The organism is Kineosporia sp. A_224 (assembly GCF_002198655.1).
Lineage (GTDB): Bacteria > Actinomycetota > Actinomycetes > Actinomycetales > Kineosporiaceae > R-H-3.
Window position 1 is genome coordinate 187,488 of sequence record NZ_MWLN01000191.1, and the last position, 16,966, is coordinate 204,453.

General features: G+C 73.6%; 17 protein-coding genes and 1 tRNA gene. 13 read left to right on the forward strand and 5 right to left on the reverse strand.

The window, feature by feature from the left end:
* Positions 1-67: 67 nt before the first annotated feature.
* Positions 68-1,789, forward strand: coding sequence for an aconitase X (locus EDJALFJO_RS21195; protein ID WP_198950515.1), 1,722 nt, complete (start codon positions 68-70; stop codon positions 1,787-1,789).
* A 63-nt stretch (positions 1,790-1,852) separates the two neighbouring features.
* Here the strand turns inward: EDJALFJO_RS21195 and EDJALFJO_RS21200 are convergent, their stop codons facing one another.
* Entirely contained in the window at positions 1,853-2,467 is a 615-nt protein-coding gene (locus EDJALFJO_RS21200; protein WP_088288293.1) for a cupin domain-containing protein, read from the reverse strand.
* A 62-nt stretch (positions 2,468-2,529) separates the two neighbouring features.
* Positions 2,530-3,981: an FAD-dependent monooxygenase gene (locus tag EDJALFJO_RS21205; protein WP_158220514.1), complete on the reverse strand. Its 1,452-nt coding sequence runs from the start codon at positions 3,979-3,981 to the stop codon at positions 2,530-2,532.
* Positions 3,982-4,072: 91 nt separating this feature from the next.
* On the opposite strand from EDJALFJO_RS21205, the gene EDJALFJO_RS21210 reads away from it, so the two are divergent.
* The 8 genes from EDJALFJO_RS21210 (at position 4,073) to EDJALFJO_RS21240 (ending at position 10,652) form a co-directional block, all read left to right on the forward strand.
* Positions 4,073-4,687: a TetR/AcrR family transcriptional regulator gene (locus tag EDJALFJO_RS21210; protein WP_088288295.1), complete on the forward strand. Its 615-nt coding sequence runs from the start codon at positions 4,073-4,075 to the stop codon at positions 4,685-4,687.
* Positions 4,688-4,775: 88 nt separating this feature from the next.
* The gene (locus EDJALFJO_RS21215) at positions 4,776-5,381 is read left to right on the forward strand and encodes a hypothetical protein (protein WP_198950516.1); all 606 of its coding nucleotides are present in this window, start codon (positions 4,776-4,778) and stop codon (positions 5,379-5,381) included.
* Between the two features lie 47 nt (positions 5,382-5,428).
* A complete protein-coding gene (locus EDJALFJO_RS21220) occupies positions 5,429-6,133 on the forward strand; it encodes a 4a-hydroxytetrahydrobiopterin dehydratase (protein WP_088288296.1) in 705 nt (234 codons plus the stop codon).
* Between the two features lie 83 nt (positions 6,134-6,216).
* Positions 6,217-6,346: transfer RNA gene (locus tag EDJALFJO_RS34490), tRNA-OTHER, on the forward strand.
* A 21-nt stretch (positions 6,347-6,367) separates the two neighbouring features.
* Positions 6,368-8,527, forward strand: coding sequence for a TerD family protein (locus EDJALFJO_RS21225; RefSeq protein WP_088288297.1), 2,160 nt, complete (start codon positions 6,368-6,370; stop codon positions 8,525-8,527).
* Between the two features lie 154 nt (positions 8,528-8,681).
* Positions 8,682-9,182: a hemerythrin domain-containing protein gene (locus EDJALFJO_RS21230; RefSeq protein WP_088288298.1), complete on the forward strand. Its 501-nt coding sequence runs from the start codon at positions 8,682-8,684 to the stop codon at positions 9,180-9,182.
* A 62-nt stretch (positions 9,183-9,244) separates the two neighbouring features.
* A complete protein-coding gene (locus tag EDJALFJO_RS21235) occupies positions 9,245-9,805 on the forward strand; it encodes a hypothetical protein (RefSeq protein ID WP_088288299.1) in 561 nt (186 codons plus the stop codon).
* Positions 9,806-9,953: 148 nt separating this feature from the next.
* Positions 9,954-10,652, forward strand: coding sequence for a cyclopropane-fatty-acyl-phospholipid synthase family protein (locus tag EDJALFJO_RS21240; protein ID WP_088288300.1), 699 nt, complete (start codon positions 9,954-9,956; stop codon positions 10,650-10,652).
* Between the two features lie 32 nt (positions 10,653-10,684).
* On the opposite strand, the gene EDJALFJO_RS21245 is transcribed toward EDJALFJO_RS21240, so the two are convergent.
* The gene (locus EDJALFJO_RS21245) at positions 10,685-11,152 is read right to left on the reverse strand and encodes a hypothetical protein (protein WP_088288301.1); all 468 of its coding nucleotides are present in this window, start codon (positions 11,150-11,152) and stop codon (positions 10,685-10,687) included.
* Positions 11,153-11,291: 139 nt separating this feature from the next.
* Between EDJALFJO_RS21245 and EDJALFJO_RS21250 the strand changes: the two genes are divergently transcribed.
* Together EDJALFJO_RS21250 and EDJALFJO_RS21255 are read left to right on the forward strand one after the other, a co-directional pair.
* The gene (locus tag EDJALFJO_RS21250) at positions 11,292-11,840 is read left to right on the forward strand and encodes an RNA polymerase sigma factor (RefSeq protein ID WP_088288302.1); all 549 of its coding nucleotides are present in this window, start codon (positions 11,292-11,294) and stop codon (positions 11,838-11,840) included.
* A 1-nt stretch (position 11,841) separates the two neighbouring features.
* Positions 11,842-12,501, forward strand: coding sequence for an anti-sigma factor (locus tag EDJALFJO_RS21255; protein WP_088288303.1), 660 nt, complete (start codon positions 11,842-11,844; stop codon positions 12,499-12,501).
* A gap of 21 nt (positions 12,502-12,522) precedes the next feature.
* On the opposite strand, the gene EDJALFJO_RS21260 is transcribed toward EDJALFJO_RS21255, so the two are convergent.
* Entirely contained in the window at positions 12,523-13,704 is a 1,182-nt protein-coding gene (locus EDJALFJO_RS21260; RefSeq protein ID WP_088288304.1) for a SagB family peptide dehydrogenase, read from the reverse strand.
* A 97-nt stretch (positions 13,705-13,801) separates the two neighbouring features.
* Positions 13,802-13,990, reverse strand: coding sequence for a hypothetical protein (locus EDJALFJO_RS21265; protein ID WP_088288305.1), 189 nt, complete (start codon positions 13,988-13,990; stop codon positions 13,802-13,804).
* 301 nt (positions 13,991-14,291) lie between these two features.
* Between EDJALFJO_RS21265 and EDJALFJO_RS21270 the strand changes: the two genes are divergently transcribed.
* Together EDJALFJO_RS21270 and EDJALFJO_RS21275 are read left to right on the forward strand one after the other, a co-directional pair.
* A complete protein-coding gene (locus tag EDJALFJO_RS21270; protein ID WP_088288306.1) occupies positions 14,292-15,728 on the forward strand; it encodes an amidase in 1,437 nt (478 codons plus the stop codon).
* Between the two features lie 5 nt (positions 15,729-15,733).
* Positions 15,734-16,933, forward strand: coding sequence for a substrate-binding domain-containing protein (locus tag EDJALFJO_RS21275; protein ID WP_233149962.1), 1,200 nt, complete (start codon positions 15,734-15,736; stop codon positions 16,931-16,933).
* The last annotated feature ends 33 nt before the right edge of the window (positions 16,934-16,966 follow it).

Genomic DNA, 16,966 nt, shown 5'->3' on the forward strand with positions numbered 1-16,966 from the left:
GCCGCCGCGACGTCGTCCCGATGCCGGTGCGGCGACCCGTCGCCCGCCCGTCGTCCTTGGAGGAGCAGTGCCGGCTGCCGCGCTCGTCGGTGAGTGCCTCGTCCCCGGTACGGGCTCGGGGGACGTCCTCTTCTCGGACGTCCCCCTGAGCTTCATGGGCGGCGTCGACCCGTTCACCGGCATGGTCACCGACATCCACCACCCGCTGCACGGCGCCTGCGTCTCGGGCAGGGTCCTGGTGATCCCGAGCGGTCGCGGGTCGTGCTCGGGCAGCGGTGTCATCGTCGAGATGCTCGTCCACGGATCGGCCCCGGCGGCCCTCGTGTTCTCCCACCACGAGTCGATCCTCACCCTCGGCGTCGTCATCGCGCGCGAGCTGTTCGGGCCCAGCATCCCCGTGCTGCGTCTGGCGGGCGACGACTTCGCCGCACTGCGCGGGACGGCGTCCGCGGCCGTGACGGACGGCGTCGTCCACGCGGTCGGCTCCGTCCCGCCGTCCGCACCGGACGACGTGCAGCAGCCCGCGATCCCGCTCACCGCGGACGACGAGCGGATCCTCGCCGGTGAGTACGGCGAGGGCGCGCGGACGGCGATGCGGATCGTTCTGGAGGCCGCCCGGCTCGAGGGAGCGACCGACCTCCTCGACGTCGAGATGGGCCACATCGACGGCTGCTTCTACCAGGGCCCGGCCAGCCTGGCCCTCGCCCAGCGGCTGGCCGCGACCGGCAGCACCGTCCGCGTCCCCACGACCATGAACGCCCTGCTCGTCGACCGGCGGCGTTGGCGCGACCTCGGTGTCAGCCCGGACGTCGGCGAGCCCTCGGACCTCATGGCGGACGCCCTGGTGACCCTCGGCGTCCAACCCTCGTACACCTGCGCGCCGTACCTGCTCGCCACCCGGCCGCGGTTCGCGCAGCAGATCGTGTGGGCCGAGTCCAACGCGGTCGTCTACGCCAACTCGGTCCTCGGCGCCCGCACGATGAAGTACCCCGACTACCTCGACCTCCTCGTCGCCCTGACCGGCCGGGCACCGGCGACGAGCACGCACCTGCCGCTCGCGCGACGGGCGACGGTCCGCGTCGACGTCGACGTCCCGGGCGCGCTGCTGGACGACGCGCTGTGGCCCACCCTCGGCTACCTCGTCGGCTCCGTCGCCCCCCACGAGATCCCCGTCCTCACCGGGCTGCAGGACGCCGCTCCCACCGACGACGACCTCAAGGCCTTCGGCGCCGCGTTCGCCACGACGTCCGCCGCACCGATGTTCCACATCGTCGGCGTCACGCCCGAGGCGGCCGGCCTCGAGGAGGCAACGGCGGGCGCCGACGTCCGTGTCGTCACCGTGGACCGGGCGGACCTGACCCGCACCTGGGCGGAGCTCAACTCCGCGACCGCGGAGCACGTCGACCTGGTCTCCCTCGGCAACCCCCACTTCTCCCTGACCGAGTGCGGCACCCTCGCGGACCTGTGCGACGGACGCCGCGCCGCCGACGGCGTCCGGCTCGTCGTCACGTGCGGACGGGACGTCTTCGAGCAGGCGTCGGCGGCCGGCCACGTGGCACGGGTCGAGAGGTTCGGCGGCACCTTCCTCAACGACACCTGCTGGTGCTTCCTCGCGGCACCCGTCGTCCCCGACAGCGACGCCGCGATCGTCACCAGCTCCGGCAAGTACGCCCACTACGGCCCGGCCGCCGTCGGGCGCGGGCTCTACCTGCGCAACCTGCGCGACTGCGTCGAGACCGCCGCGACCGGCCGGATCGCGACGCCGTCGTCGCCGTGGCTCCAGGGCTGAGCAGCAGACGTCGACACCCGACCGCGGCGACGATGTCGTCGAGAGCCTCCTGCCCGAGCCGGATCACGTGGACATCCCGAGCAGGGCACTGATGTCCGGGGGCAACGGCTCGAGGGTGTCGACGTACTCACCGGCATCGCGCTCGTACTCCGGGTACGAACCCCGCAGCCCACGCAGCCTGGCCAACGGCGCCAACGCGGCGAACAGGGTCCGCTGGACCGCCCGCGGCGGCGAGGTGAACCGGATGACGTCGTCGAACTCGCGGGCGAGCAGCGCGGCCTGCAGAAGGCCGGGTCGTCCGGTGGCGTCGGTGCGGCCGTCGGTCGCGAGCCCGAAGAGGTTGCGGATCATGGCCTCGAACCGCCGGCCCGGGTCGACCTCCACCACGACCCAGGCCGTGTCGTCACCGGCGTTCCACCAGTCGTGCGGGGTACCCGGGGGGACGACGACGCGGGTGCCCGCCGTGGCGAGGCGCTCGGTCCCGTCCACGCGGAGCCCCAGGGTTCCCCGGACGACGGTGAAGGCCTCCGTGCTCGCCGGGTGGACGTGCTCACCGACGACGGCTGCACCCGGGCGCGCGTACAGGTCGGCGACCAGACCGGGACCGGCCGGTCCGGGCGCTCGCCTGACGATGCCGCGCTCGCCGGTGACAGGGTTCTCGATGACGGGGTATCTCATGGCTGTGCTCCTCAGTGGTCGTCGTGTCGCGTCGTCGTGCTGATCGGGTGGAGCGGCCGGCGTCACGCTGCGCTGCCGGCGCCGCCTGACGCCCCGTGGTCCAGGAAGGCTGCCGCCGCCTGCTGCACGAGACCGGCGGACGGCGACGTGGACCACGCGGCGACGGGTACGCCGTCCGGACGCAGGAGCACCGCTCCGCGCGGTCCCAGCCCCAGCGAGCGGGCGTTCAGGACGGAGACCCCGGTGACGGAGACCGGGGCGGCCACGGCAGGGCGGCCGAGGGTGCGACGCCAGGCCGGCGGGTCCGCGGTCAGCAGGCTGAACCCGTCGTCGAGCAGATCGAGCGTGGAGACCCCCGGCGCCACCCACAGGTGCTTGATCCGCCCGGAGAGGTCGACGGGGACCTCCAGCGGCGCTGTCCGCCGGGCGCCGGACGGGTCCACGGAGCGTTCCAGGTTGTGCCGGACCGCTGGTCGCCGCTCGGGCTCGTAGCTGCTCATCAGGGACCGCCCGGCCAGCCCGCGCAGGACCCAGCCGAGCTTCCACCCCAGGTCGTACCCGTCGGCCAGCGCGATGTTCAGCCCGGTCCCGCCGCGCGGGGTGACCCGGTGGGCGGCGTCGCCCGCGAGATGGACCCGCCCGTGGGAGAAGCGCTCGGCGAGCTCGCCCCGCGAGCTGAACCGGTCGTGCCGGGTGATGCGCGGATCGAGTCCCGGCACGTCGATGGCACGCTGCAGCCGGCGACGCAGGTCCGCCACGGTCGGGTTGCCCGGGAGATCGCGACCCGGCTGCGCGGTGACCGCGAAGATCCACCGGTCCCCCAGACCGGCAGGCAGCAGGACGCCCTCCGCAGACGGTGCCGTGACCGCGTACAGCAGGTGCCGGTGCTCGCCGAGCAGGTCCCACAGCGGCGCCCGGAACTCGATGCGCGCACCGGCGACGGTCGCGCCCGAGCTTCGGACGGGGATGCCCAGGGCCGTCCGGACCGTGCTGCGAGCGCCGTCGGCGCCGATCAGGTAGGCCGTGCGGAGAGTGCGTCGCTGTGCCGTGTGGTCCCGGATCGTGAGCCGCACACCGGACGCGGCGGGCTCCACCCCGACCACCTCGACCCCTCGCTCGAGCCTGGCCGTACGCAGGGAGGCCAGCTCCTCGAGCAGTACAGCCTCGAGGTGGTCCTGCGCCACGCAGGCTGCCCTGGTGGGGCTCAGCACCGCGCTCTGCTGCGCGCTCGGGTAGCCGACGTCGATCGTGGCCCCTTCGGCGACGCGCGCCAACGTCGGGGTCTCCCGCATCGTCATCTCGACGTCGTCGGCGCCGGCGAGGACGCGGTCCGCAAGACCCCAGCTCCGCAGCAGCTCCATCGAGCGCAGGCTCAGCACCGTGGCGCGGGGCAGCGGCGACGTCCCGACCCGGCGTTCCAGGACCAGGACGTCGATCCCGACCCGCGCGAGGGTGATCGCCGCGGCCAGGCCGGCAGGCCCGGCGCCGACGATCACGACGCGATGCTCGACCACCGGATCCTCCATTTGGTCAGACACTATGTATTGATAAGACACACTGTAGTTCGCCGGACGAGTTGTCAACCAATATGGGACGCTGGATCTCATGGGCACGCGGAAGTACGACCAGAGGCTGCGCGCAGAAGCCGCGCTGCAGACGCGGACGCGGATCCTCGAGGCCGTCGAGCAGCGGCTGCGCACCGCACCCGCCGAGCCGCTGGCCCTGGACAAGGTGGCCGAGATCGCCGGCGTGGCCCGCTCGACGATCTACACCGTCTTCGGCTCGCGGGCGGGCCTCTTCGACGCCTTCACCGACGAGCTGTGGCAGCGGAACGGCCTCGGCGACCTGACCGCCGCGGTCCGGGCGCCGGACGCCCGCGCGCACCTGCGCGACGGCATCCGCGCGGCCTGCCGGATGTTCGCCGGCGAGCTGCCCGTCTACCGGGTGCTCTTCTCCATGGCGCGGCTGGACCCGGACTCCATGGGCGGGGCCGTCGCCGCCAAGGAACGGGACCGGAGCGGCGGGATGACCCATCTCGCCCGGCGACTCGACGACCAGGGCGCCCTGCGACCGGGACTGAGCGTCGAGCACGCGGCCGACATCCTGTGGGTGCTGTGCAGCTTCGAGGCCTTCGACCTCCTGCACACCGGGCGTGGCATGGACGTGGACGAGGCCGCGGCCTCCCTCGCCGACACCGCCGAGCAGGCCCTGTGCCGCTGAGGGTCAGGGCCGAGCAGGTCCAGGAGGAGCGGACGACGAGCCGCCGATCCGGACGCGCATCGTCCGGCATCCGTTCTACGGTGCGTCCATGGAGACCGGGACGATGACCGACGCGACGTTGGAGGTCAGGCCGCTGACCGCCGAGACCTGGCCGGCCTTCGACGCCCTCGTGCAGCGGCACAACGGGATCTTCGGCGGCTGCTGGTGCATCTGGTTCCATCCCGACGGCCCCGAGCGCGGGCAGGGTGCCGAGGCCAACCGGGCGCTGAAGAAGGGGTACGTCGAGGCCGGCGCGGCCCACGCGGCGCTCGTCATGGACGGCGACGAGGCCGTGGCGTGGGCGGAGTACGGCACCCCGGTCGAGCTGCCCACCATCCACCATCGCAAGCAGTACGACGCCGAGAAGGACCGCGACCCCGACTACCGGATCACCTGCGTCTTCGTCGACCGCAGGTACCGCCGCCGGGGCGTCACCGAGATCGCGATCCGCGGCGCCCTCGACCTCGTCGCGCAGGCCGGTGGCGGCGTGGTCGAGGCCTACCCGCACGACCTGACGCACCAGACGAAGCAGCTGTCGTCGTCCTTCCTCTACAACGGCACCCGAAGCCTGTACGAACGGCTCGGCTTCACCTACGTCCGGCCCAAGGGGCTGAAGAACTGCGTGATGTCGATCGAGGTGCGCGCGCAGCGCTGACGCGGTCGCAGCGCGGTCGGGCCGGGTCCGACGTAGGGTCCCCGGCCATGGACATGCTGACGCGTGACGAGATCGCCGCGGCCCGGCTGACCGACTGGCGCAAGCTGGCGCAGGGACTGCACGCCCGCTACCTGGTCGCCGACTTCGCCGCCGGCGCGCGGTTCGTCACCGCGGTAGGTGAGGCCGGCGACGCGACCGGGCACCACCCGAGCGTGTCGCTCGGTACCGGGTACGTCGACCTGAAGCTGGTGACCGCCGACGCCGTCTACCGCGACGACGAGGGCACGAAGCATCTCGTCGAGTGGGTGACCCAGCAGGACATCGACCTCGCCCGGCGGATAAGCGAGATCGCCGCCGACGACGGGCTCGACGCCGACCCGGCCGCGGTGAGCGTCGTCGAGCTCGGCCTCGACACAGCGCGCTCCGCGACCATCGCCCCGGTGTGGGCGGCCCTGCTGACCGGGAACCCCGGCTCCCAGGGCCACGGCTCCCCCGGCGACGAGATCCGGGACGCCACCGGGCGGGTGCCGAACCTGTGGTTCGGCGACGGCGACGAGCACGGGTCCCCGCGTCAGCGGTTCCACGTCGAGGTGTACGTGGCGCCCGAGGTCGCCGAGCGACGCATCGCCGCCGTGATCGCCGCGGGCGGGTCCGTCGTCGACGACAGCGACGCACCGTCGCTGACCGTGGTCGCCGACCAGGACGGCAACAGGGGCGTCCTGTGCGTCGCCCAGGCGGCCGCGAAGGGCTGAAGCGCTCACGCTCGAGGTCGTGCTCGAGTCACGATCGCTCAATCCGGTGGCCGCGCCGCAGGGCTGCATGCGATGCTGCCGCCGGGTCGCTAGCTCAACTGGCAGAGCATTCGACTGGTCAGCGCGTCCGCTCTCCGCCTCGTGCGGGCATGGGTGCGCTTCCTTCTCCCTTTCTGGATCGAAGGGTTCGGGGTTCGAGTCCCCGGCGGCCCACACAGTCGCACCGGAGGACACGTGCTGGACAAGCAGATCATCCAGAGGACCCTGCGCGTGCCGGCGAGCAAGGGCCCGACCGGGGACGGCGCTCCCGTGGCCCGGCAGCTGGACGCAGCGCTGCTCGACGTCGGGTTCTCGGCGTCCCGGGAGCTCCTGGACCACCTCGGCGGGCTGGAGCCCGGGCCGGCGATGGACCTCGCGGTGACGGTCGTGTCCGCCGTGCGCGAACTCGTGGGCGACCACGTCCGGCACAACGCGTACTTCATCGGCTTCCCCCACGACGTGCCGGACACGGTCGAGTTCTGGCTGGAGCGGCTGCGGGCGGCGGTCCTGGCCGGCGGTGGCAGCGCGACCGACGCGCAGCTGCGCACCGCGCTCGCCGGCGGGGGGATCGACCTGCTCGATCTGCCGGCGTACGGCGCCTACCAGCACACGTACGACGAGCTCCTGGCCGCGCACGACGCGCTCGTCACGACGGCGGGCGACCGGGTGACCCTGCTGCATCTCGGAGACCCCCTCGAGGTGGAGGTCTCGCGGCTCTACCTCGCCCTGGGCGGGAGCACGACGCCGCTCGGCGAGTCGGACCTCGCCCTGCTCGGCGAGCTGGCCGTCGCCTGCCTGGACGGCCCGCAGCCGGACCAGGTCCCGGTGCGGGAGAACCGTGCCGTGCTCAACGGGATCCGGCTGGTCCTCGACCGGCCCCTGGTCGCCACGGACACGACGACCGACGTGCTCCGCGTCGCCTGCCAGGTCTCCGGCGGCGACGTCTCGCTCGCGACCCCTACCCGGTTCCGCGGCTTCCGGCGCGCGGAGCGGCGGATACTGCTGGCCGCGCTCGACGAGGTCGTCGGAGCATCCCCGGGCAAGCTCGCGGACGTCGCCCGGCACGCGGAGCGCTGGAAGCGCCTCGGGGAACGGCTGCACCCGCACGAGTACGGCCGGTGGCCGCACGCCCAGCAGGTGTTCGCCGTCGCACGCGGCGAACGCCGGGTCCCCGGTCTCGCCGGTCGCGCGGAGACGGCCGTCCGCGGCGGTGCCGTCGGGCAGGCGGCCTCGGTGCTGTCGGCGGCACCGGGCCTGCTCCTGAGGTCCGCCGACCGGTTGCTGCGACTGGCCTCGCGGGCAGAGCGCGCAGAGGTGGTCGACGCCGTCACCTGTGCGCTCGGCTCGGCGTCCGGCAGGGTGCTGCTCGGTCTGCGCGAGCACATCGACAACCGGCTGCTGCCCGCACCCGCCCGGGTGTACGTGGGCCGGTCGCGGCGGGCGTGGGTGGAACCGGACCGGCGACCGGCGCTGCCGGCCGACCTGGTGGCCGACCTGTCCGCTCGGATCGACACCGAGATCACCGCCAGACTCGCGCCGTCGCCACGGCCGCTGCTCGTGGACCCGGACGTGCTCGACGTCGCGCTCCCGTTGTCCGGCAAGGCCTCAGGGGCCGGCTTCGGAGTGCTCCCCCGGGGTTCGCGGGCCGCCGTGCGCGGTGACGTCCTGCGCTTCTTCATGTACTGGCGCCAGACGGGTCGCCGCACCGACTACGACCTGTCGGTGCTTCTCCTCGACGAGCAGTTCCACGCCGCCGGGCAGGTGTCCTGGACGAACTACCGGCAGGACGGCGTCGTGCACTCCGGCGACATCACCTCGGCCCCCGACGGCGCGACCGAGTTCATCGACGTGCCGCTCGACCTCGTGGCGCGCGTCGTCGTCCCTCAGGTCAACATCTACGCCGGTGAGTCGTTCGAGGACGTCGCCGAGTCGTTGTTCGGCTACCAGACCCGGACGCGGGACCAGGGCGGGCCGCCTTTCGACGCCCGCACCGTCCGGATGACCTCGCAGCTGCGCGGCACGGGTCGGATCGCGCTGCCGATGGCGTTCGTCAACGGCGAGAACGGCTGGCAGGCCGTGTGGCTGCACCTGTACCCGAAGGGGCGCCCGTCCTTCAACCGGGTCGAGGACAGCACCGTCACCACGGCGGAGCAGGTCCGTGCCCTCGTCGAGCGGCGCTACCTGACGCTGGCCTACCTCGTCGACCGGTGGCGGCCGACGACCGAGGTGCTGACCTGGAACGGCGAGGTGCCGGACGAACCGGTCACCTACCTCGGCATCCAGGCGCCCGAGAACCTGCCGACCGGGTCGGAGACCTTCACGCTGCCCAGGCTCGGCGAGCTGATCCCCGCGTAGCCCTCCAGCGTCCCGGGCGCGGTGCGACACAACCCGTCCGCGCCCGCGCGGATAACCGGCCGCAGCGCGGGCACCGGGGATGCGGGGCGCCGTCCCCCGAGCGTCGTCCCCCACCGGCGGCGATCGCGTTCCCACCCCTCAGCTACGGAGCATCATGTCGACCGACGCCATCGTCATCCTCAAGGACGACCACAAGCGGATCCGTTCGCTCTTCAAGCGGTTCCAGGACTCCGGCCCGACCGCGCACACCACGCGCGGCACGATCGTGGACGAGATCATCCAGGAGCTCACCGTGCACACGTACATCGAGAACGAGGTGATGTACCCCCAGGTGCGCGCCCTCGTCCCCGAGCTCGAGCAGGACGTCCTCGAGTCCTACGAGGAGCACCACGTCGCCGACCTCCTCGTCATGGAGCTCATGGCCCTCGCACCCGACGCGGAGCACTTCCGGGCGAAGGCAACCGTCCTCATCGAGAACGTCACGCACCACATCGACGAGGAAGAGAACGACTGGTTCCCCAAGGTCCGCAGCGCGCTCGGCCGCAAGCAGCTCACCACCATCGGCGAGCAGCTGCTGGAGAGCAAGAAGACCGCGCCGCGCCACCCGAGCCGGCCGAGCGCCCTGAAGAAGGCCGCTGACGCACTGCTCGCCTGAGCAGACCCCACACCTCGCAGGCACCCCTCACCCGTGATCCACCCGAAGGAAGGCTCAGCACCGTGACCGCACGCAACACCCTGGTCCGTTCCCTGCACGACGTCGGCGCAGCGGTCTGGCTCGGGGGCGCCCTCATGGGCGCCGTCGGCCTCAACGGCGCCGCGTCCGACATCAAGGACCGCCGCGAGCGCGCCGAGATCGCCGCCGACGGCTGGGCCCGCTGGGCGCCGGTCAACGCGGCCGCGATCGGCACGCACCTCGTCGGGGGCCTCGGGCTGCTCCTGGCCAACCGCCACCGGGTCCGCGGCCAGAAGGGCGTCACCGCCAACACCGCCGTCAAGACCGCACTCACCGGCGCAGCCCTGGCGACCACTGCCTACAGCGGCATCCTGGGCACCAAGATCGCCGCGGCCGGCCGCGACGCCGAGGCTGCGGGGGCCACCACCCCGGACGCCGGCACCCCGGACGACGTGGCGGCCGCCCAGAAGCGCCTACGGACCCTGCAGTGGGCGACCCCCGCACTGGCTCTCGGCGTCGTCGTGCTGGGAGCCCAGCAGGGTGAGCAGCAGCGGCCGACCGAGGTCGTCGCGGGCTTCGCACGCAAGCTCCGGTCCAGGGTCTGAGCGATCGCACCACCGACGTGCGGCGGCCTGCATCGAGCGGCCGCCGCACGGGCGTTCCCGGCCCGCGGCGGTCGCGTCGTCCGCACCCGTACTTGCCGTTCCAGCAAGGCCACTTGCCATCCTGCATGGGAGTGACGACTCTCTGAGGATGACGCACGCGTTCGACAGGCAGTACTGGGACGAGATCTGGCAGGGCGACCGGGCCGGGTCCATGGGATCCGGCGCACCCAACCCGCACCTGGTCCGGGAGATCGCCGAGCTGCCGCCCGGGACAGCCCTCGACGCGGGCTGCGGGGCCGGGGCCGAGGCGATCTGGCTCGCCGAGCGCGGCTGGCGGGTCACCGGCGCCGACATCGCCACGGCCGCGCTCGACCGCGCGGCGGAACGTGCCGCCGAACGCGGCGTCGCCGGGCAGGTGGAGTGGGTCCTGGCGGATCTCTCCGCCTGGGACCCGGGTACCCGGTTCGACCTGGTCACCACGCACTACGCACACCCCGCGATGCCGCAACTCGAGTTCTACGACCGCGCGGCGTCCTGGGTCGCGCCCGGCGGCACCCTGCTCATCGTCGGCCACCTCCACCAGCCGGCCGACGGCGACGGGCCCTCGCACGGTCACGGCCACGGGCACGGCCAGGGGCACGGCCACGGCCACGGGCACGGCCACGGCCACGGCGGTGACGCGCCTCCCGCCGCCGCCTCGGCGACCGCGGCCACCATCACCGAGCGGCTCGACCCGACCGCGTGGGACGTCGTGACCGCCCAGGAGTCCCGACGGGTCCCGGACGGTCACGACGGGCCCGAGGTGACGCTCCACGACGTCGTCGTGCGGGCCACCCGCCGCCACTGAGACGGCCCGGCGTCGCCGGGCCGCCCCGCTGGTCAGAGCTTGATCGAGACGGTGTGGACGGCCGTGCCGTCCGGCCGGTTGACGATCGTGTCGGTGCCGCCGGCGCCGACCCAGGCGCCGGTCCCGCCGACGATCGTCAGCGTGCCACCCGTGGCCGGGTCGAAGGGGCCCGCCATCCGGTACGAGTTCCGGCCGACCGTCACGGTGACGGAGCAGTCGTCGAGGGTGCCGTTCGCGCGGATCTGGAGGCAGGACCCCTCGAGCGTGCCGACCTTCTTGCCGGCCTTCAGCAGGTCCGACTCGAACGTCGCGAGGTCACCGGCCTGGCCGTCCGCGGCGGACGCGGGGAGGTCGAGCACGTGCACGGCGGTGCCCTGCTCGACGAGACGCAGGCGCACACCCGCGTCGGCGCCGGCCGAGCCGGCGACGACCGGGGCGAGCAGGGCGAGCACCGCGCCGGCCGTCAGACCGCCGGCGACGAGAGTGGTGGAGCGCTTCACGGGGACCTCCTGGGTGGTCGGCGCCGCCGTCCGGCGCCTGCGACGGGCGGTTACGCCGCCGTCCTCACCCCGGTTCACGGATGTGATCCACGCCACACGATCGAACGGTTCGCCTCCTGGCCGCGTTTCACCCGGCGCCATGGACGACGACACGATGCTCGCGGAGCTGCGTTCCGGAAGCCCGGACGCGGTGCGTGCGCTGTACGCCGGGTACGGACCGGGGATCTTCGGGTTCGTCTTCCGGCGCACCGGCGACGCCGAGCTGTCCCGCGAGATCGTCCAGGACGTCATGACGAGCGTCTGGCGCTCGGCACCCCGGTTCGACGCCTCCCGCGGGTCGTTCCGGTCCTGGATCTTCGAGATCGCCCGCAACGCCACGACCGACGCCGGACGGCGGGCCTCCGCGCGGCCCCGGGTCGTCGCCGAGATCGTGCCGGACATCGCCGCGGACGCGCACGACGAGGTCGAGTCGTTCCTGCGGTCGACGCTGATCCGGACGGCGCTCGAACGGCTCCCCCGGGAGCACCGCGACGTGCTCGACCTGGTGTACTTCCGCCAGCTCACGGTCGCCGAGGCCGCTGCCCACCTGAGGATCCCGGAAGGAACGGTCAAGAGCCGGTGCTTCTACGCGATGAAGAACCTGCGCACCGCGTTCCGCGAGCTGGGGGTGGTCACCGGTGACGTGTGAGATGCAGGAGTCCGTGGCCGCGCTGCTCCTCGGCGGCCTGCCGCCCCGCGAGGCGGTCCGCGTCGAGGAGCACCTCCTCGGCTGCGACGAGTGCGCCGCGACCCGCCGCGAGCTCGCCATCGTCCGCACCATGCTCGACACCCTCGACCGCGCCGACGCCGGGGCGCCCGGCGACCTCGTCGCGGCCGCGGCCCTCCCCGACGAGGCGGAGATCGCCGCCGTGACCGGGGTCCGGCAGCATCGCGGGCGTCGTGAGATCCGGCTCGCCGTCGTCGCGGCCGCCGCCGCGTTCCTCGTCGGGGTGCTCCCGGCCGGCCTCTGGATCGCGACCCACCGCGACGCCACGGTCTCCGTCCAGCTCGCGGGCACCGTCCTGGCTCCCGACGCCTGGGCCACGGTCCGGTTCCTGCCCCGTGCCGAGGGCACGATCGTCGACGTCGAGGCCGGCGACCTCCCGACGTCGGGCGGCCGCTACGCCGTCACGGTCTCCTCGCCGGGTGGTGGCGTCCTCGCCCGGCAGGAGTTCACCGTGAGCCCCGACGGCTGGGCCCAGGTCGTGCTGGCGACGACCGAGCCCGTCGGGAACGGCGGCATCGTCACGGTCGACCGGGTCGACGGGCCCGCCCCCGGCACCGTCCTGGACTGCCGCTGCACGGCCTGAGCCGTCAGGCTGCGCCCCGGGTCACGGCGCCACCGCACCCACCGCGAGCAGGTAGACCGCCGCTTCGTGACGTCCGTCCACGCCGAGCATGTCGTTGAGGGCGTCGTCGAAGAACGCCCCGACGGCGCAGGCGCCCAGGCCCATGGACGTCGCGGCGAGGTAGGTGTTCTGCCCGAGGTGGCCGGCCTCGAGGAGGCCGTAGCGATAGCTGCGATGCCGGTACCGGAAGCGCATCCGCTCCGGGATGACCGTCAGGCACAGCACGACGCCGGCGTCCGCGAGGAACGACTGGCCGAGGCCGTGGTCGGCGATCCGGTCGCGCAGGTCCGCCTGCCGGAGGACCCGGAGCGCGTTCCGCGCCGGGTCGTAGTGGTAGAGGCCGCGTTCGAGGCCGTCGACCGCGTTGACGACGGCGTAGACCTCGATCGGGTAGAGCGCCCCGGACGACGGGAAGGCCCGCCCGCCCTGCCGCCGGCTCCCGGCCGTCATGAACAGCACGTGGCTCAGCTCGTCGAGCGTCAGGGGGCGGTCGGAGTAGTCACGGACGGAACGCCGCTCGAGGACGGCGGACAGCAGCCGGCCGTCGGGGGCCGCGCCGCCGCCGACGGCCGGGAGGTCGAGGACGGGCGCCCCCGGGTACTCCTTCGGCGGTGCGGGGCGCCGTCCCCAGGTGACGACCGCGTCCACCGCGTCGGCCACACCCGGCCGACTGAGCCGGTGGTAGACCATCCCGGCGTCGTTGCCCACCGGGTCGTTCTCGATCCCGATCCGCCGCGCGACCGCCCACCCGCCGAGCGCGCCGGCGGTCGTCGCCGCGGAGGTCAGCATGACGCGTCGCGTCACGCTCCCCGGACGCCGTCGGCCGCCCGGCGCGGCCGGCCTCCCGCCGGTCGCGGACGGCGCGCGGGACCGCGGTACCGGAGCCGGCACTGCGCCGTCCGGTGCGTCTCGTAGCCGCGCCTGCAGCCCGCGCACGCCCTGCCGCGCCCTGAACCGCCAGTAGGTGACGAGACGGTCGAAGTTCAGCGCGACGTGCGCGACCGCGAAGGCGGCCATCGCGTACCCGCTCCACGTGTGCCACGTGAACGCGTTGAGGTCCCAGACATGGGCGATGAAACCGGTGACGCACGCGGCGACGACCGCGATGAGGAGCAGCACGCTCGTCGCGTGGTCGACGTCCTGGCGGAGCCTCCTGGCAGACATACTCCAGGGTGCGACACCGTCCGGCCGTGCTCAACCGGGAGCGGGGCGTCCGCCCACCGCCACGGCTCCGGCGGCGCGCCCGAGCCGGACCCGTGACTCAGCCGGTCGCGCCCTGGAGGGCGAACGTCGGCCGACCGTCGACCTCGAGCGGCGCGTCGTGGTGGGACGTCGTCCGCGGGCCGGTGTCGTCCGGCCGGAAGGGCTCCGCCGGACGCCCTGCAGAGGTGACGGGCCGGGGCGCGGTCATCCGGGCCGCGCGGACCCTGGGCGTGACGGGCGGGGTCATGCGGGCTCTCCTGTCGTCGGGGCGGCGGGCGGGACCCGCCCGGAGCTGCCGGGGCCGGGGGCCTGGGCCCGGGAGCGTTCGTCCAGTGCAGCACCCGTCCGCCGACGACGCCCGTCCACGTGGAGGAGCACCGCCGGCCCGTCAGCGCCGGCACGGGGGTGCTCGCGACGGCGACGCCCCCTCCCCGCGCGAGGTCCGAACGGACCCGGAGTCCGGCCCGCCAGAGTCAAGAAGAGTGCCGCAGTGGTCAACCACCGTCCGGAGCGAACTGTGAAAGTTCCTCTGCGACAAGGGAGTTGCCATGACACTCATGCACAGGTCGGCGGTGTCGATCGCCGCGGCCATCCGCCGCAGGGAGATCTCGGCCGAGGAGGTCGTCCGCGAGGCGATCGACCGCGCCGGGACCGCCGCCCCGTTGCGGGCGCTCGTCTGGCGCAACGACGAGCAGGCCCTCGAGCGCGCGCAGGAGACGGACGCCGCGATCGCTCGTGGCGAGGACGTCGGCCCCTTCGCCGGAGTGCCGATCCCGGTCAAGGAGCTGACCGTCGTCGCGGGCCAGCCGTGCACGTTCGGCTCCCTCGGCGTCTCGGACGCCCCGCGCGACCACGACGACCTCGTCGTCGAGCGGCTGGTCGGCGCAGGGTTCGTCCTCTTCGGCCGGAGCAACGCCCCGGAGGCCGGCCCCATGTCGGTCACCGAGAACCGGCGCTTCGGCGTGACGCGCAACCCGTGGAACCCGGCATTCTCACCGGCCGGGTCGTCCGGCGGGGCGGCGGTCGCCGTCGCGGCCGGGATCACCCCGGTGGCGCATGCGGGCGACGGCGGCGGCTCGATCCGGATGCCGTCGTCCGCCACCGGTCTCGTCGGTCTGAAGCCCTCCCGGGGCCGGGTGCCGGCCTTCGTGCCGACGTGGGAGCACTCGATCACCGACGGCGTCATCACCCGGCACGTCGTGGACTCGGCGGCAGTCCTCGACGTCCTCTCCGGCAGCGACCCGCGGGCCCCCTACAGCGCACCGGGGCCGGGCCGGCCGTTCCGGGACGCCGTCGGGGCCGACGGGCCGCGCCTGCGGATCGGCGTCCTGCGGGACAGCCCGAGCGGGGTGCCCGTCGACCCCGCCTGCCTGGAGGCGGTCGACGCCCTCGCGCTGGCCCTGGAGGGCCAGGGCCACAGCATCGAGCCGGCCCGGCCGACGCTGTTCAGCCTCGAGGCGATCATGGGCTTCCTCGACATCGTCATCAACGCCTGGCTCTGGGCGACGCCGTACGACGACCCCGGGCTCGCCGAGCCGTACATCCTGGCCCGTCGCCGGCGGGCGACCGACTTCCACGCCGGCGAGTACGCGATGGCCGTCGCCCGGCTCTACGCCGAGAGCGCGCAGCTGGTGACCCAGTGGGGCCGGGACTTCGACCTGCTCCTCACCCCGACGATGGCGACCACCCCGCCGCTCGTCGGCACCGTCCTCGAGGAGGCGAACCGGGACTTCGCCGGCCCACGCCTCACCGAGAACCAGATGGTCGCCTTCACGGCGTTCTGCAACGTCGCCGGGCTGCCGGCGGTCTCGTTGCCGGTCCACGCATCCCCCGACGGCCTGCCGGTCGGCGCGCAGCTCGTCGGGGCACCGTTCGGCGAGTTCGACCTCCTCCGCATCGCCGCCTCGGTCGAGGAGCACTTCGGGTGGGCCACCCGGTTCCCCGACCCCTCGCTCTGGTCAGCCCCTTCTAGCGAAAGCCGGTGACGAACATGAGCTCCACGGTGTCCAGCAGGCCCCGTCGACGTGCGGCGACCGCTGTCGTCGCAGCCGCGGTCCTCGCCCTGACCGCCTGCTCCGGCGCGGGATCCGCGGCTCCGGACGACGCGACCGGCTCCGCCGCGTCCCCGTCGGGCGGCGCCGTCCCGGCGGCCGCGGCGACCGCGGTCGAGGCGGCCTACGCCGGCACGAGCGGGCCGCTGCCCGACGCCGCGCCCGCGGTCTCCCCCGGTCACAAGGTGTGGGTCGTCTCCGCCTTCCAGCAGGTCAGCGGCCTGGCGAAGATCGCCTCCGAGATCGAGGCCGGCTCGAAGGTCCTCGGGTGGACGTCCTCGGTGTGCGACGGGCAGAACGACCCCGCGCAGTGGGCGACGTGCGTCCGGCAGGGGACCGCCGCCGGCTCCGACGTCATCGTCCTCGCGGGCGTCGACTGCGCGCCCGTCGCGCAGCCGCTGGCGGAGGCGAAGAAGGCGGGCGTGCTCGTCGCCGGGATCTCGGCGTTCGACTGCTCCGACGCCACCCAGGGCGGGTCGGCCCCGCTCTTCGACGTGTCGCCCTCGTACGGCGACGACTTCGAGGGCACCGCGGACTTCTTCACCCAGGTGGGCCGGTTGCGGGCCGACTACGTCATCGCCAGGACGCAGGGCCGGGCGAAGGTGCTGCACGTCGCGTTCCAGGGCGTCTCGATCGGGGAGTACCTCTCGAAGGGCTTCACCGAAGGGCTCGCGACGTGCGCCGGGTGCGAGGTCGTCGGCACGGTCGCCATCACCCCGGCCGACGTCCCGAACCTGCGCCAGAAGTTCGACTCCGGCTACCTCCAGGCGGCGTCCGCCAACGCGGTGGTCGTCGATCTCGACTTCATGCTCTCCCTCGGCGTCCAGCAGTCCCTCGAGGCCTCCAAGGTCACGGACAAGGTCGTGCTCGGCGGCGAGTGCGTCGTCGACACGATCGCCTTCATGCGCGCCGGCGGCGGCGTGAACGCCTGCATCGGCTTCTCGAACGGTCGCACCGCCTGGTCCCTGCTCGACAGCATCAACCGCACCTTCCAGAAGCAGCCCACCGTGCAGTCGACCATCGGCTGGCAGCTCTACGACGAGACGAACAAGGACTCCTGGCCGGCCGACAAGGCTCCGTACGAGGGCCCCGTGGACTACCGCGCCGGGTACACGGCGCTGTGGACCGCGGCGCGCTGACGCCGGGATGACCGTCACCGTGCCGGCTCACCC

What these genes read in the sequence shown, in the direction of transcription:
- EDJALFJO_RS21220 (WP_088288296.1), top strand. Translation starts at nt 5,429, where the DNA reads ATGGACATGCTGACGCGTGACGAGATCGCCGCGGCCCGGCTGACCGAC.
- EDJALFJO_RS21275 (WP_233149962.1), top strand. Translation starts at nt 15,734, where the DNA reads ATGAGCTCCACGGTGTCCAGCAGGCCCCGTCGACGTGCGGCGACCGCT.
- EDJALFJO_RS21250 (WP_088288302.1), top strand. Translation starts at nt 11,292, where the DNA reads ATGGACGACGACACGATGCTCGCGGAGCTGCGTTCCGGAAGCCCGGAC.
- EDJALFJO_RS21215 (WP_198950516.1), top strand. Translation starts at nt 4,776, where the DNA reads ATGGAGACCGGGACGATGACCGACGCGACGTTGGAGGTCAGGCCGCTG.
- EDJALFJO_RS21240 (WP_088288300.1), top strand. Translation starts at nt 9,954, where the DNA reads ATGACGCACGCGTTCGACAGGCAGTACTGGGACGAGATCTGGCAGGGC.
- EDJALFJO_RS21265 (WP_088288305.1), bottom strand. Translation starts at nt 13,990, where the DNA reads ATGACCCCGCCCGTCACGCCCAGGGTCCGCGCGGCCCGGATGACCGCG.
- EDJALFJO_RS21255 (WP_088288303.1), top strand. Translation starts at nt 11,842, where the DNA reads ATGCAGGAGTCCGTGGCCGCGCTGCTCCTCGGCGGCCTGCCGCCCCGC.
- EDJALFJO_RS21260 (WP_088288304.1), bottom strand. Translation starts at nt 13,704, where the DNA reads ATGTCTGCCAGGAGGCTCCGCCAGGACGTCGACCACGCGACGAGCGTG.
- EDJALFJO_RS21200 (WP_088288293.1), bottom strand. Translation starts at nt 2,467, where the DNA reads ATGAGATACCCCGTCATCGAGAACCCTGTCACCGGCGAGCGCGGCATC.
- EDJALFJO_RS21270 (WP_088288306.1), top strand. Translation starts at nt 14,292, where the DNA reads ATGACACTCATGCACAGGTCGGCGGTGTCGATCGCCGCGGCCATCCGC.
- EDJALFJO_RS21210 (WP_088288295.1), top strand. Translation starts at nt 4,073, where the DNA reads ATGGGCACGCGGAAGTACGACCAGAGGCTGCGCGCAGAAGCCGCGCTG.
- EDJALFJO_RS21230 (WP_088288298.1), top strand. Translation starts at nt 8,682, where the DNA reads ATGTCGACCGACGCCATCGTCATCCTCAAGGACGACCACAAGCGGATC.